The organism is Kibdelosporangium phytohabitans (assembly GCF_001302585.1).
Lineage (GTDB): Bacteria > Actinomycetota > Actinomycetes > Mycobacteriales > Pseudonocardiaceae > Kibdelosporangium > Kibdelosporangium phytohabitans.
Map to the genome: position 1 here is coordinate 7,285,159 of NZ_CP012752.1, position 14,085 is coordinate 7,299,243.

The 14,085-nt window shown below is 69.0% G+C and carries 11 protein-coding genes; 7 read left to right on the forward strand and 4 right to left on the reverse strand.

Annotation, left to right across the window (positions count from 1 at the left end):
- Positions 1 to 107: 107 nt before the first annotated feature.
- From AOZ06_RS32785 to AOZ06_RS32800, 4 genes are all read left to right on the forward strand, one after another.
- Positions 108 to 1,451: a hemolysin family protein gene (locus AOZ06_RS32785; RefSeq protein WP_054292931.1), complete on the forward strand. Its 1,344-nt coding sequence runs from the start codon at positions 108 to 110 to the stop codon at positions 1,449 to 1,451.
- On the forward strand, positions 1,448 to 2,488 hold the full coding sequence (locus tag AOZ06_RS32790) for a hemolysin family protein (RefSeq protein WP_054292932.1): 1,041 nt from the start codon (positions 1,448 to 1,450) through the stop codon (positions 2,486 to 2,488). The genes AOZ06_RS32785 and AOZ06_RS32790 overlap by 4 nt, the downstream gene beginning before the upstream one ends.
- Complete coding sequence (locus AOZ06_RS32795) at positions 2,488 to 3,354, forward strand: hypothetical protein (RefSeq protein WP_054292933.1); 867 nt, start codon at positions 2,488 to 2,490, stop codon at positions 3,352 to 3,354. The genes AOZ06_RS32790 and AOZ06_RS32795 overlap by 1 nt, the downstream gene beginning before the upstream one ends.
- Before the next feature lie 250 nt (positions 3,355 to 3,604).
- Complete coding sequence (locus AOZ06_RS32800; RefSeq protein ID WP_054292934.1) at positions 3,605 to 5,380, forward strand: substrate-binding domain-containing protein; 1,776 nt, start codon at positions 3,605 to 3,607, stop codon at positions 5,378 to 5,380.
- Here the strand turns inward: AOZ06_RS32800 and AOZ06_RS32805 are convergent, their stop codons facing one another.
- Positions 5,381 to 6,151: an SGNH/GDSL hydrolase family protein gene (locus tag AOZ06_RS32805; RefSeq protein ID WP_054292935.1), complete on the reverse strand. Its 771-nt coding sequence runs from the start codon at positions 6,149 to 6,151 to the stop codon at positions 5,381 to 5,383.
- Between the two features lie 58 nt (positions 6,152 to 6,209).
- Here AOZ06_RS32805 and AOZ06_RS32810 point away from each other — a divergent pair, with 58 nt between their 5' ends.
- Positions 6,210 to 6,968 carry a MerR family transcriptional regulator gene (locus AOZ06_RS32810; RefSeq protein ID WP_054292936.1) on the forward strand — a complete coding sequence of 253 codons (759 nt, stop codon included), beginning with the start codon at positions 6,210 to 6,212 and terminating at the stop codon, positions 6,966 to 6,968.
- On the forward strand, positions 6,961 to 7,527 hold the full coding sequence (locus tag AOZ06_RS32815; RefSeq protein ID WP_054292937.1) for a GyrI-like domain-containing protein: 567 nt from the start codon (positions 6,961 to 6,963) through the stop codon (positions 7,525 to 7,527). Before AOZ06_RS32810 ends, AOZ06_RS32815 begins: the two co-directional genes overlap by 8 nt.
- Before the next feature lie 161 nt (positions 7,528 to 7,688).
- Here the strand turns inward: AOZ06_RS32815 and AOZ06_RS32820 are convergent, their stop codons facing one another.
- A complete protein-coding gene (locus tag AOZ06_RS32820; protein ID WP_054292938.1) occupies positions 7,689 to 7,925 on the reverse strand; it encodes a hypothetical protein in 237 nt (78 codons plus the stop codon).
- Between the two features lie 198 nt (positions 7,926 to 8,123).
- Between AOZ06_RS32820 and AOZ06_RS32825 the strand changes: the two genes are divergently transcribed.
- On the forward strand, positions 8,124 to 9,626 hold the full coding sequence (locus AOZ06_RS32825; protein ID WP_054292939.1) for a peptide deformylase: 1,503 nt from the start codon (positions 8,124 to 8,126) through the stop codon (positions 9,624 to 9,626).
- A gap of 6 nt (positions 9,627 to 9,632) precedes the next feature.
- Here AOZ06_RS32825 and AOZ06_RS32830 read toward each other — a convergent pair whose 3' ends face one another.
- Positions 9,633 to 10,571, reverse strand: coding sequence for an ABC transporter substrate-binding protein (locus AOZ06_RS32830; protein WP_054292940.1), 939 nt, complete (start codon positions 10,569 to 10,571; stop codon positions 9,633 to 9,635).
- A gap of 166 nt (positions 10,572 to 10,737) precedes the next feature.
- Positions 10,738 to 14,085 carry a hypothetical protein gene (locus tag AOZ06_RS32835; protein WP_054292941.1) on the reverse strand — a complete coding sequence of 1,116 codons (3,348 nt, stop codon included), beginning with the start codon at positions 14,083 to 14,085 and terminating at the stop codon, positions 10,738 to 10,740.

Sequence of the window (14,085 nt, forward strand, 5' to 3'; positions counted from 1 at the left end):
TGCAAGGAGTGAGTAGGTAAGGTGCGCGACGCCAAGTCGCCCGGTGGCAGTAGCCAGCCGGGCGATTCTCCCGGCTGCCATATTCGCCCGGACACCGGAGTTGTGCGGTGACCGGACCACTGTTCGATGTTCTCGGCATTCTCGCCGTTGTCCTCCTGACGCTCGGAACAGCCGTTTTCGTCGCGGCCGAGTTCTCGCTGACCGCGCTCGACCGCAGCCAGGTCGAGAGCCACGCGCAGCGCCAGGACGACCGCAAGGCCCGGAATGTCCGCAAAGCCCACCGCACGCTGTCGTTCCAGCTGTCCGGTGCGCAGGTCGGCATCACGATCACCACGCTGACCACGGGTTATCTCGCCGAGCCGATCATCGGCGAGTGGCTGGTGCCGCTGATGCGGCTGGTCGGCCTGCCCGACGGCGCCGCGCACGGCTTCGCGCTGGCGATCGCGCTGCTGCTGGCGAACTTCATCTCGATGCTGTTCGGCGAGCTGGTGCCCAAGAACGTGGCCATCTCCAAGCCGCTGGCCACCGCGCGGACCGTCGCCGGCTTCCAGATGGGCTTCTCCCGGTCGCTGGGCTGGTTCATCAACGGCCTGAACGCGATGGCGAACTGGCTGGTGCGCAGGCTGGGCGTGGAACCGGCGGACGAGCTGGCCTCGGCCAGGTCACCGCAGGAACTCGGCTCGCTCGTGCGCTCCAGCGCCGAGCACGGCACGCTCGACCAGGGCACGGCCAAGTTGCTGGACCGTTCGCTGCGCTTCGGCGACCGCACGGCTGGTGAGCTGATGACGCCACGCGTGCGCGTGCACGCCCTGCGGGCTGACGCGACCGTGCCCGACCTGATCGAGCTCGCCAGGGCCACCGGGTTCTCCCGGTTCCCCGTGCACAAGGGTGACCTCGACGAGGTGATCGGTGTCGTGCACGTCAAACAGATCTTCGGCGTGCCGCCCGAGCTGCGGGCGACGACCGAGCTGGCCAAGCTCGCCCGGCTGGTGCCGACGGTGCCCGAGAGCCTCGACGGCGATACGCTGCTCGACCGCCTGCGCGGCTCCGGCCTGCAGGTGGCGCTGGTCGTCGACGAGTACGGCGGCACGGCGGGCATCGTGACGCTGGAGGACCTGATCGAGGAGATCGTCGGCGACGTCCGCGACGAGCACGACCGCGGCGAGGTCAGCCCGGTCCGCCCGCTCGGCAGGGACAGCTGGATGGTCTCCGGCCTGCTGCGCGACGACGAACTGGCCGAGGCGACCGGGTTCCGGATGCCGTCGGGCGAGTACGAGACGCTCGCCGGGCTGGTGCTGTCCCGGCTCGGCCGGATCCCCGAGGTCAACGACGAGGTCGTGGTGGACGGCTGGCGGATCACCGTGATGCGGATGGACCGCCACCGGGTGGCCGAGCTCCGCGTGACGCGCCTGGCCAGCCAGGACGCCCCGGCCGAGGCGGGTGCGCGATGACCGGTATCCCCGCGATCCTGATCTCGCTCCTGCTGCTCGCGCTGAACGCGTTCTTCGTCGGCGCGGAGTTCGCGCTGGTCAGCGCCCGCCGTGACCGGCTGGAAGCGATGGTCGACCGTGGCGTGGACCGCGCCAGGACAGTCATGCGTGCGGCCGAGAAGACCTCGCTGATGATGGCCGGTGCGCAGTTCGGCATCACGCTGTGCACGATCGCCCTCGGTGCGCTCGGCGAACCGGCCGTCGCCCACTACCTGGAGATGGTGCTGGAGCCGCTGGGCGTGCCCGCGGCGGTGGTGCACGGCGTCTCGTTCGCCATCGCGCTGCTGATCGTGTCGATCCTGCACGTGCTGCTCGGCGAGATGGTCACCAAGAACATCGCGATCGCCGCGCCCGAGCGGACCGCGGTGTGGCTGACGCCGTTCCTGGTCGCGTGGGTGCGGCTGGTGCGGCCGGTGATCAGCCTGCTGAACCTGATGGCCAACGCCATCCTGCGGCTGCTGAAGGTGGAACCGAAGGACGAGCTGGAGACGTCCTACACGCCGGAGGAACTGGCCAGCCTGATCGCCGACTCGCGGCGGGAAGGCCTGCTGGACGACCTGGAGCACCGCAGGCTGACGCAGACGCTGTCGTCGGCCGAGCGGACCGTTGCCGACGTGCTCGTGCCCCTCGACGAGGTCACGACCGTGCCGTACCCGCCGAAGATCGGCGACATCGAGTCGGCGGTGGCCGCGACCGGCTTCTCCCGGTTCCCGGTCCGGCTGGCCGACGGCAGACTGAACGGGTTCGTGCACGTCAAGGACGTGCTCGACCTGGCGGGCGACTCGGACACGCCGTTGCCGTGGGCGCGGGTGCGCGGCCTGCCGCAGCTGCCCGCGGACGCCCGGCTGGACGAGGCGCTGGCGGCGTTGCGGCGCGTGCAGAGCCACCTGGCGAAGGCCGTCGCGCCTGACGGGACCGTGCTGGGCGTGGTCGCGCTGGAGGATCTCGTCGAGGAGTACGTCGGCACCGTCCGGGACAGTACGCACATCGGCGAATAATGACCGTTGTGAAGGTGTTGGCTGAGCAGGAGTGGCGGGCCCGGCAGGACGCCCACGTGACGCGCATGCGCAAGTGGGTCGAGCCGCACCAGGACCGCAAGGCGCGGGGAGCCAAGCACCCCGTGCTGGACTTCCTGTTCAGCTACTACTCCTACCGGCCGACCAGGTTGCTGCGGTGGCATCCCGGCCCGGACGTGGCACTGGCTGGGGACGCCGCCGAACACCTGTCGTGGACGGGCTACGTGACCACGCCATCGGGCGTCACGCTGTCACGTGACGCCCTCACCGAGCAGCGCCGCACGTCGGTGGGTTTCATCCGTGACCTGCTCACGGCCACGCAGTCCCGGCCACCTCGCCTCGGTTGCTTCGGCCTGCACGAGTGGGCGATGGTCTACCGATCCGCCGACGTCCGCCACGAGTCCTGGCCGCTTCGGCTGGGCGCGGCGGGGACGGACGCGGTGGTGGAATCGCTGCCGATCAAGTGCGGGCACTTCGACGCGTTCCGGTTCTTCACCCCGCAGGCCCGTCCGCTGAACACGCTGCAGCCGACCCGTCCCCTGCAGATCGCCATGGAGCAACCCGGCTGCCTGCACGCGAACATGGACATGTTCAAGTGGTCGTACAAGCTGGCGCCGTTCACGCCGAGCGAGCTGGTGGCGGACTGCTTCGAGCTGGCGTCGGACGTGCGTGAGCTCGACATGCGCGCCAGCCCGTACGACCTGCACGAGCTCGGCTACTCCCCCGTGCCGATCGAGACGCCCGCCGGTCGCGCCACGTACGCGCGCATGCAGGCGGAGTTCGCCGAACGGGCCGCGCCGTTGCGTGCCAGTCTGATCGACTTGTGCTCTCAGCTGCTGGAATGGTGAGTTTCGCGCGTGAACTGGTCACGCCGTCCTTGCCAGGCGGGCCGGGCACAATCACCGCTGACTCCTGTGGTGTGATCGCCACCACACCACCGCCCCGGGAAGCGCGTCGATCTACATAACGATTAGGTCAATATCAGTCACGTAACGCGCACCCAGAGTGACAAAACTTGACCCTTAGCCTTCGCCTGTTAGCGTTAAATTCGCTTGACTAAGGCCTGCCGACTACGGACAGACACGAAGGCGGAGTGTGATGGGTCGACACCGCGCGCTGGACAACGTCCGGCGCGGCGTCGCCAAGTGGCCACTCGCTGTACTCGGTGTCGTCGTCCTGCTGGCGCTCGCGTGGCTCGGCTGGACGTGGATCGAGCGCGAGCTCGAAGAGCGCGCCGCCGCCCAGTCCAAGTCGTGCCCGGAAGGCGACTCCGTGCTCAGGATCGCCGTCACGCCCAGCGCCGCCGGAGCCGTCGACGAGGCCGCCAAACGCTGGAACACCCAGAAGACCGTCGTCAACGACCACTGCGTGCGGGTCGAGGTGTCGGCGCGCGAGCCGAGCCAGGTGTTCACCGGCCTGTCGGGCGAGTGGAACGACCAGGCCATGGGCGGTAAGCCGCACGCGTGGCTGCCGGAATCCACCTACTGGGTCAACCGGTTGTCCGCCGCGAACAGCGTCCTGGTCGGCTCGGCGCCGGAATCCGTCGCGACGAGCCCGGTTGTGCTCGCCGTGCCCTATGAAGCCGTGAAGCCGTTGGAGGCACACGACTCGTTCACGTTCGGCGACCTGGCCGCGCTGACCACCGCACCGGACGGGTGGGCCCGGTACGGCAAGCCGGAGTGGGGCAAGTTCACCATCGCCATGCCCGATCCCACGTCGAACACCGCGAGCGTGCTCGCTTTGCAGTGCGCCATCGCCGGGGTGAGCCCGCAGCGGGCCGGACCGGTGACCGTCGACACCCTGACATTGCCCGCGGTGCAGCAGAACCTCGCGCAACTGGCCGCCGCCCGGCCGTCGAACGTCCCGGTCACGACCATCGACACGCTGATCGAACTGGGCAGGGCCGGCAAGGTGCTCGGTGCGCCGTTCAGCGCGGTCCCGGTCACCGAGGTCGACCTCTACCGGCGCAACCTCGGCCTTGACGGCAAACCGCCGGTCGGCAAACCGCTCTACGAGGTCGCCGCCCGCGGCCCGAGCCCCGCCGCGGACTTCCCGTTCGTGGCACTGTCCGGCGACCACGCCCAGGTGCGCGCGGCGCTGAAGTTCAGCGACTTCCTCCGGGAAACCCCGCAGCAGCAGCTGTTCAACCGCGCCGGCCTGCGCGCGGCAGGCGGTGCGGGCTACCCGCACGACGCGCCCGGCATCCGTTGGGACAGCGCCACGACGAGCCTCGTCCCGGCGGACGCGACGACGACGCAACAGATCTCGGCGACGTGGGCCAACGCGGCCGACGGCGGCCAGGTGATCACGGTGCTGGTGGACGTCTCCCGCTCGATGCTCGCCGACGGCGGCGACGGCAGATCCCGTGTCGACTGGGTCAAACAGGCCCTGCACGGCATGACCGACCGGATGGCCAGCGGCTCGCTGGGCATCTGGGAGTTCTCCCGCAGGCTCGACGCCGACCGGCCGTACAAGCAACTCGTGCCCACGAGCCCGGTCGCGGCCAACCGGCCGGCGCTGCACAGCGGGATCGACGCCCTCACCCCGGCCACCGGCACGCACCTGTACACGAGCCTCGACGCGGTCCACCGCGCGGCGCTGAACTCGTACGCGGAAGGCAAACGCAACCGGATCGTCGTCATCAGCGACGGCCCCAACGACGGCGGAACGACCTACTCGCAACTCCGGGAACGCCTGCGGGACAAGAACATCGCCCGGGGCAAGCTGCCGATCAGCTTCCTGTCCATCGGATCGGAGCCCAACCGGGGCGAACTGGCCGAGCTGGCGCGCTCGACCGGCGGCACGCTCTCCGTGCTCACCGACGCCCGCGGCGTCGACGGCGCACTGGGCCAGCTGCTGTCCACCGAGGGCTGATCACCCGCCGAGTTTCAGGTACGCCGACGCCTTGGCAACCACGCCCCGCGCGCCCGACTCGCCGCGCATCCGGCGTTTCACCCACGGCACCAGGAACTGCCGCGCCCAGCGGTACTGGTCGGCGAGGCTCGGTTCGGCGGGGTAGTCCGGCGCGATCTCGGCCACCGACAGCTTGCGCGGCGGGCGGCCGTCCAGCAGCTCCATGCACGCCTCGGCCGCCGCGCGGTGCCCGTCCGGGCCGGGGTGCAGGCGGTCCTCGCTCCACCCACCGATCCCCGGCGGCATCATCACGGCCAGGTCCAGGCACAACGCGCCGTGCTTCGCCGCGATCCGGCGGACGAACGCGTTCGACAGGGTGAGGCGTTTGATCAGCGTGCGGCGCAGCGGGGTCGGCAGGGGCACGCCCTGCGCCGGCGTCGGCAACGTGGCTGTGATCACCTTCGCGCCGGTCGCGGCGAGGGTGCCGATCAGCTTGTCCTGGTCGTCGGCGAACGCGCGGAAATCGAGTCTCGGCCTGATCAGGTCGTTCATCCCGGCCACCGCCGTGACGAGTTCCGGTTCGAGCGCCACGGCGGGCTCCACCTGGGACTCCACCACCTGGCGCGTGGTCAGGCCGCCGACGGCCAGGTTGGCGTAGCTCACCGGCCCGCGGCGAGCGACCAGCAGTTCGGCCAGGCGATCCGCCCAGCCGCGCAGCTTGCCGTCCTGGCCTGGATCACCGACGCCCTCGGTGAAGCTGTCCCCGACGGCGACAAACCGGTACTCGCTCACCCACCAAGATTAACTCCCGATTTGACCTTCCCACTGTGGCAAGGATGAGGATGCGTGTGTGACCGAACACCTGCTGCCGATCGGCGAGTTCGCCAGGATGTGCCGGCTGAGCACCAAACAGCTGCGGCACTACGACCAACTGGGGCTGCTGGTGCCCGCCGAGGTCGACGCGGCCACCGGCTACCGCTACTACTCCCCCGCACAGGCGCGCCGGGCGCTGGCGATCGCGTTGCTGCGCAAACTGGACGTGCCGCTGCCGGAGATCTCGGCGGCGTTGCGCGACGAGCAGGTGCTCGGCACGCACCTCGCCAGGGTCGAAGCCGAGATCGAACACCGCAGGCGCACCGCGCGGGCGTTGTCCCGGCTGTTGCAGGACGGCCTGCTGCGTCAGGAGGTCACGCTCGCCGTGGAACCCGAGCGGCGGCTGGTCGTCGCCCGAACCACTTGCGCGCCAGAGGAAATCGGGACGGCGATCGGCCACTGTATCCAGTCCGTCGCGCACGTTCCCGGGCCGCTGTGGGGATTGTTCCCGCTCGACCTGGACGCCACGCGGCTCACGGTCGCGGCCGGTGCCGAGACCGACGCGCCCGGCACCGACGTGGAGACCTTGCCTGCCGGGCTGGTCGCGATGACCACGCACGTCGGGCCGTACGAGGACCTCACGCTGGCGTACCAGGGCCTGTTCGCGTGGATCTACGAACGCGGGCACCGGCCCTCCGGGCTCGGTCGCGAGTCGTACCTCGCCGGGCCTGCCACTTCGGCACCGGAACAGCTCGTCACCCGAATCGTCATCCCATTGGAGCAGTCCCGTGAATGAGTACAAGCACCTGTTCACCGGCACGACCGAACCCGCGCTGATCGACATGCCTTCGTTGCCATATCTCATGGTTGACGGCAAGGGCGCGCCGGATTCACCCGAATACAGCAACGCGGTGTCCGGGCTCTACGCGGTCGCGTACGCCGTGCGGGCGGCGCTGAAACCCGTCATGACGTACTCCGTGCTGCCCCTGCAAGGTCAATGGTGGTCACCCGATCCGGCAGTCTTCACCACCGGGGACCGCTCGGCCTGGTGCTGGACCATGATGATCCTGCAGCCCGCCGAGGTGACCGCCGGCCTCGTCGCCGAAGCGACCGAGAAGGCCGCGCGGCGCAAGCGAGTCGACGGTGTGCGGTTCGAGCGGCTCACGGAGGGAACGTGCGCGCAGATCCTGCACAAAGGCCCGTACAGCGAGGAACCGGCGACGATCGCCAGGCTGATGGACTTCGTGCGGCGGGAAGGCAGGCAGCTCACCGGCAAACACCATGAGATCTACCTGACCAGGCCGCGCACGGACGCTCCGGAGAAGATGCGGACCTTGATCCGCTATCCGGTCTGAACCACTGCGCGAGAGCTTGGAAGCCGTCCCGGTGACCAGCACGGGGGCTGTCGGCTGGTCACCGGAACGGCACGCCTACCGGACGCCGCGTCGGGAGGGGTGCGGCATCAGCTTCTTGGACACAGGCGTCCAGCCGCGATACGCCGTCCGGTCGGCGGGCTTCACTTGTGGTTGTTGTTCGTCGTGCCCCGGTCCCACAGCAAGGTGGCCACGTCGAGTTCAGGCACTTCCCCGGCTGCCTGAACAGCGAACGTGAACATCTGTGCCGCGTCCGGTCCGTTGGTCCACACCACCCGGTACCGGCGGATCTGCCGGTCGTAGTACACCCGGACGTAGGTGCCGGACTTCGTGGTCAACAGGCTGGCTAGGCGCCGAGCGCTGCGGGCGCGCTTGCTCATGACAAGTCCCCTGCCGGGCGACTTGGCGGGACTCGTGGTCCCCGTTGTCACCGTTGTCGACGTGTTCTGCACGGTTTCAGCCCCTTCTGTGCTACATCTGAAACACGAGGACACCAGCGACGGGGTATGTCATGGAAGACTGAGAGCTACTCACGGCGCGCTCACGCGTACTCACGGTCAGCCGGTGCGGGAGGCAACATGGCGACCCAGGACGAGGACTCGCCCGCACACCAAGACGTCTTCGTCGGCGAACTGCGCCGATGGCGCGAGGTGCGCGGGATGTCCCGTACCGCTGTTGCTGTGGCCATGGGCTACAGCCGTTCGTACGTATCGAAAGTCGAGAGCGGTCACGAACGTCCGTCGCGCGAGTTCGCCAAGGCGGCCGACGACGCGCTCAACGCCGGTGGCGCGTTGCGCCGCGCGTGGCGTGAGTACGAGGCGCTTCGCCCGGTCGTGGTGCGGTCCACTCCCGTCGAGCGGACCCCGGAACCGTCGGCACGCAGCCTTTTCGTAGAACATGACGACGCCGAACTCCGTTACGACGGACGGACTTACCGCGCGATCATGCGCAGGCGCCTGGTCAACAACGGCAGTGATCCCATCACCCGATACATGATCCGGATCTCGGTCGACCGGTTCCCCGGTGATCCGGACCTGTCCAACCAGCTCTACCGCGACCGGCCGCTGACGTGGGAGGAACTGGATCTGCAGGCGTGGTGCGGCGAGGACCGCTCGGAGCCGATGCGGTGGGTGGCGCAGCACGACCGGGACGCGTTCAAGGAAGTCTGGCTGCAGTTCGCCAACGACAGCGGCCACTTCCCGCTCTACCCGGGGCAGAGCACGTGGATCGAGTACACCTACACCGTCCGCGATGACAAGTGGGGCAACTGGTTTCAGCGCGCGGTCCGGCTGCCCACGTCGTTGTTGTCGGTACGGCTCGACTTCCCCGAGCACCTCGACCCGGCGGTGTGGGGGCTGCACACCTCCATGACCGCCGAGTCGATGCCGTTCCGCACGGCGATCGACGAGCAGCGATCGGGCAACCGGCGCGTTTTCGCGTGGACGACGGAAGAACCGCCGATGCACGCCCGGTACCGCCTCGAATGGCACTTCCGGCGCAAGCCGTCCACCCAGCCGGCGGAACCGGCCGAGAAACCGAGCCAGGTCATGCGTTCGCTCGGCGTGGTGCAGTCCGACGACCCGATCCTGCACCGCCCGGCCAAACCGTTCCAGTTGCCCGACGAGGCCGAGGACGCCAGACGGGTGATCGCGGAACTCGTGTCAGCCGCCAAACGGGTGTCGGCGGCGCACACGTTCGGCAAGGGAATCGGCTTGGCCGCCAACCAGATCGGCATCGACCGGGCGGCCGCGATCGTGTTCCCGCCGGGCACCGACGACGTGATCATGCTGCTGAACGCGAGGATCATCGAGAACGGCGGGCGCTACGACGAGCAATACGAAGGCTGCCTGTCGTTCTTCGACGTGCGCGGTCTCGTGCCGCGGCCGATGGTGCTGCACGTGGAACACCAGGACCTCAACGGTGCCCGCAAGATCACGATCTTCGAACGCGGGGTGGCCAGGCTCGTCGCGCACGAGATCGACCACCTGCACGGCACCCTCTACACCGACCGGCTCCCGCCCGGCGCCGAGGCGATCCCGATCGAGCAGTACGGCGGCAGCGGCCTGAACTGGCAGTACTGAACAGCCTCACGGCGAGGCGGTCAGCATCATCGTGCGCACGTCGAGGTGCTTGTCCATCTCGCCCTGCTCGTACATCAGGTCGGCGACGCGCTGCAGCCGGACCGGGTCCACACTGGTCGGGAAGACAGGCATGGTCATCAACTGGTAGGTGTCCGCGTCGATCTTGAGGTGCTTGGTCAGCACCGCGCCGACCTTGTCGCGGTTGCCGGTGTCCGCGACGCCCTTGTTCAGCGCCCGCTTGAAGGCCGCGACGACATTCGGGTTGGCCTGCGTGAACTCCTTGCGGGCGATCCAGCCCGACCACGGGAAGTTGGCGGTGGGCCCGGAGAACGGGTCCATCAGCTTGACCATCCCGGCCTTGGTCGCCGCGGTCAGGTGCGGCTCGGCGATCACGGCGGCGGCGACGTCACCGCGTTGCATCGCCGCGGGCATGGCCGCGATCTCCATGGAGACGTACTGGATCTTGCGGTAGTCCACCGACATCATCTTGAACTGCGAGTTCAGCGTCAGCTCGGAGATGCCGCGCTTGGACGACACCGCGATCTTCTTCTCGGCGAGGTCGGCGGGTTTCCTGATCGGGCTGTTGGTGGCCACCACGCAGAGGATCAGGTCCTCGGTGGTCTGCACCGCGTCGGCGACGATCCGGATCTCCGCGACCGACTTGGCCTGCGGCATGAACGCGGGCGGGTAGCTGGTCAGTCCGAAGTCGAGCGTCCCGCCGACAACGTTGTCGACGTTGGCGGAGCCCTTGGCGCCCGTGGTGAGCTGCACTTCGAGGCCTTCGGCGGCGAAGTAGCCGTTGTCGATGGCCAGGTGCAGTGGCGCGGAGTCGACCAGGCCGAGCGTGCCGACCTTGATCACCTTGCGTTCGAGCGGTCCGGTGGCCGGTCCTTGCTGCTCCGAGTCCCCGAGCATCCCGCACCCGGTGGCCCCGGCCAGCAGCACGGCCCCCAGAAAACCTGCTACACACCGCCTCGATGGCATGAAATTTTCCTCCAGTCGTGAGGGAGGCTGCCGAGAGTAGCGAGCTCACTACCGGCGTGCGGCCGTTTGGCCGAAGATCACGCGTTTGCTTAATTGCGTAGCGGAAGCAATTTTCCAACCGGCTGGTTCAGCCGAAGTCGTGCGCCTCGACCGCCAGCATCTCGTCGATCATCGCCGCGACCGCTTCCGGATGCGTCACCGCGAGCACGTGCAGCGGTCCCGTCCAGTGATCGCGGTGGAACACACGATCGACCACACGGGCGATGTATTCGCGATCCGGTTCGTACGGCAGGGAAAGGCAGGCCTGCGCCTGACTCAGCGGATCGTGGACGGCTCGCGCAGCGGAGTCCGCACCCCGCCGGTCGCCGAGTGCGGCCCGCACGAGTGCGATCGTGGTGAACGCGGTGTCCCGGCGAGCGTGATCACCTACGTCGACGGTCAGCTCCTCAGCTCGGCTGGTGTCACCGAGCAGCGCGAACGTCTGAGCGACAGCGGATCGGACGGAATCGTCCGCGAACGGCCCTGTCTCGCTGAGGCCTCGCGCCACCCGGACACAGATCTCGAGCTTTGGTAAGGCCTCGCGCGGTGACACCCCCATGGTCGACAGCAACGCCGCCGTCCTGTCACGCACGACGTCCGCGCACCGGCGGTCGCACCGATCTTCGATACACACCAGCAGATCTCGGACAAGCAGCGCGGACTGACGCGTGCACTCGCTGAAGGAGAAGAAGACCGCCTGAGCGTGGCGCGGGTCGCACGGCACTGCCGCGACCACAGCCGCTTCGTCCATCAGGGCGTAGTGGTCCGCGTGGCCGATGATCAACTGCGCCACCCTCGCCATCCAGTCGGGCTCGCCGCTGATCGCGAACAGCAACCCCAGAGTCCGGTAGCGGTCGCCCGTGTGCCCGATCTCGCTCCGCACCGCGTCGATCTGTTCGATGATCCGCACGGTGATCCGCTGTGCGAGCGGGATGTCGCCCGTGCGCAACGCGGCCTGCGCGACGGAGGTCATCGCGTAGACCTGTTGGTACGGGTCGGACAGGCCGGCTGCCAGGTCCTCGGCGATCTCGAGCAATCCGAGGTCGGCGGCCTCCTCCACGAGGAGATGCAGATCCTCGCCCACGCCTGCCAGTTCCCGCGCTCGTCGCCACTGGCCGGCCGACACCATCGCACGGACCAGCGCGGACCAGGACGCCGGCATGTCGAGATCCTCGTCGACGTCCTTGCTCACCTCGACGCTCAGGCCGGCGAGCAGGAGCATCCGGTCGACGTCCCCGCTCGTCCCCGCCGCGGCAGCCAGCAGTGCCAATGCCCGACTGCGCCGGGCCGGGTCCTGGACCGACCGCGACACCTCCTCGGCACGGACGGCGAGAGCAGCGGCCAGGTCGTGCTTTCCCGTCTCCACCGCCGTTCTCGCCAGGATGGTCATCGCGGTCGCGCGATGCCCCACGTGCTCGACCAGTTCGACGAGCCGTTCGGCGTGGTCCACGTTGCCGGCGACGAGGTTGGCCGACGCGACATTGGCCAGCGCCCAACCCGTGTGCGGTCCCCACAACCGAAGCGATCCCGCGATCCGTTCTGCCCTCGGGACATCACCCGCTGTCGCGATGATGGACGCGGCATGCGCCCGCACCCAGTCCGAACGGTTGACACCGACGGGTGACATCGCGAGCGTCTCCGCTTCGAACAGGTCACCGGCGGCCACCCTGGCTCTGATCAACCGGATGAAGTTCTCTTCCCGGTATTGCTTCGTTGCTTTGATCGCCGTGGTCAGCCGGTTGGCGGTCCGCCGGTCGCCGATCGCGGACACCGCCCTGAGCAACGGGATCACCGCGTCCACTTGGGCGTACGGGGAGATCTCGGACTGGATCAGCGACTCGGCGCGGTCGATGTGTTCCCGCGCCTTCGGCCATCCGTTCACCCGCGCCACGACCGGAATGAGCGCCGCCAGGGCTTCGACCGCACGAGCCGGTTCCAGTGAGCTGATCAGCGCCTCGGCCGCATCGAGGTGGTCGGACGCCACGTCGTCAGGCACCACTGCCGCGAGTGCGGCATACGCGTGCACCGCCCGGTCGGGATCGGTGATCGCACCGGCGAGGGCCTCGGCACGCCGCACCTGCCCCAGCTTCGCCCACACCGCGGGGAGTTTCACGGGAATGGTGGCGTTGCGGTTGATCAGCCGGTCGCGGTGCACCACGAGCCGCGCCATCGCGACCATGTCGAACACCGCGGCCTGACGCACCGCGCCCTGTGCCGCCGCGATTTCCTCCAGCGCGGCCGTGTCGCCGCCGGACAGCGCCAGTGACCGGTCCTGGCGGCCGGGATCCGTCGCACACCGCACCATCCTCGGCACGTCACCGTGGCGGTCCAGCGTCTCGAAGTACCCGCGCAGCAGGAAATCCGGAGTCTCGGCTGGCCAGCCGAGACTCCGGTACCGATCGGCCCACTCGTGCAGGCGGTCCCGGAATCCGGCGAGCCGTTTCCCGCCCAGCAGCTCGGTGGCCGTCCGCTGTAGTTCCTCGTGGCCGAGGATGTAGACGTCGCCGGAGCGGGAGTGGCCGTCCCGCCGGGCGAAGTTGCGGCCGGTCGCCGTGCTCAGGACACGCAGGACGTCCCGGCTCGGCTGATCGGTCAGTTCGGCGAGGTCGGCGGCGGTGAGACCACCTCCGGCCGCGGTCACCAGACCGAGCAGCTCCCGTCCGGCTTCCGGTCCGTCCAGCAGGTCGTCGAGGTCGCGTTCCATGTCCACGCGGATCTCGTCGGCGTGCGGCGACTGGGCGAGGTGCCGGACGATTCCCGGGTCGCGCAACGGGTGGTGCGGGCGCACGTCGTCCGGGATCGGCGGGTCCGGGCGGCCTGCGACGATCACCCGCATCCCCTCGGGTGGCCGCTGCGGCAGCACTCCGGCGATGCTGTGCCACCGGCCGCCCAGCGCACTGCTGCGGTCCTCGTCCAGGCCGTCGACCAGCAGGACGAAGTGCTCGCCCCGCGCACGGCACGCCCGTGCGGCGTCCTCCAGCAGACCCAGCAGGTGGGCCTCCTGGTTCGATTCAGTCAGCAGCGGCGGCAGCTCCTCGTCCAGGATCGACAGCAGCTGCTCGATGACGTTGCGCGCGAACGCCACCCGGTCGCTCTGCCCGGCGAGCCGGGCGGTGACGAAGAACGACACGATCCGCACGCGCGGCGGCGGGTTGAGCACGAACCACGACATCAGCGCCGACTTGCCCGACCAGGCGGGCGCCCGCCACCACCGGTAACAGCCCTCGGTGTCCGGCGCCACGCAGAAGTCCGCCAGCTCCGCCAGTTCGGTCTCACGGTCCCGCAGCACCGCGGGCGCGATCCGGCTCACCTGGTGGCGGTACCGGGTACGGACCGGCGCGCCCGTGCGGAGGTTCACGTCACCTATGTGCACGCCGGTGTTGGCGTAGCCGTCGCGCGCCGTGGCATCTCCCGTGCCCGACGCGTGTGACTTCAT

What these genes read in the sequence shown, in the direction of transcription:
- AOZ06_RS32790 (WP_054292932.1), top strand. Translation starts at nt 1,448, where the DNA reads ATGACCGGTATCCCCGCGATCCTGATCTCGCTCCTGCTGCTCGCGCTG.
- AOZ06_RS32795 (WP_054292933.1), top strand. Translation starts at nt 2,488, where the DNA reads ATGACCGTTGTGAAGGTGTTGGCTGAGCAGGAGTGGCGGGCCCGGCAG.
- AOZ06_RS32800 (WP_054292934.1), top strand. Translation starts at nt 3,605, where the DNA reads ATGGGTCGACACCGCGCGCTGGACAACGTCCGGCGCGGCGTCGCCAAG.
- AOZ06_RS32820 (WP_054292938.1), bottom strand. Translation starts at nt 7,925, where the DNA reads ATGAGCAAGCGCGCCCGCAGCGCTCGGCGCCTAGCCAGCCTGTTGACC.
- AOZ06_RS32825 (WP_054292939.1), top strand. Translation starts at nt 8,124, where the DNA reads ATGGCGACCCAGGACGAGGACTCGCCCGCACACCAAGACGTCTTCGTC.
- AOZ06_RS32835 (WP_054292941.1), bottom strand. Translation starts at nt 14,085, where the DNA reads ATGAAGTCACACGCGTCGGGCACGGGAGATGCCACGGCGCGCGACGGC.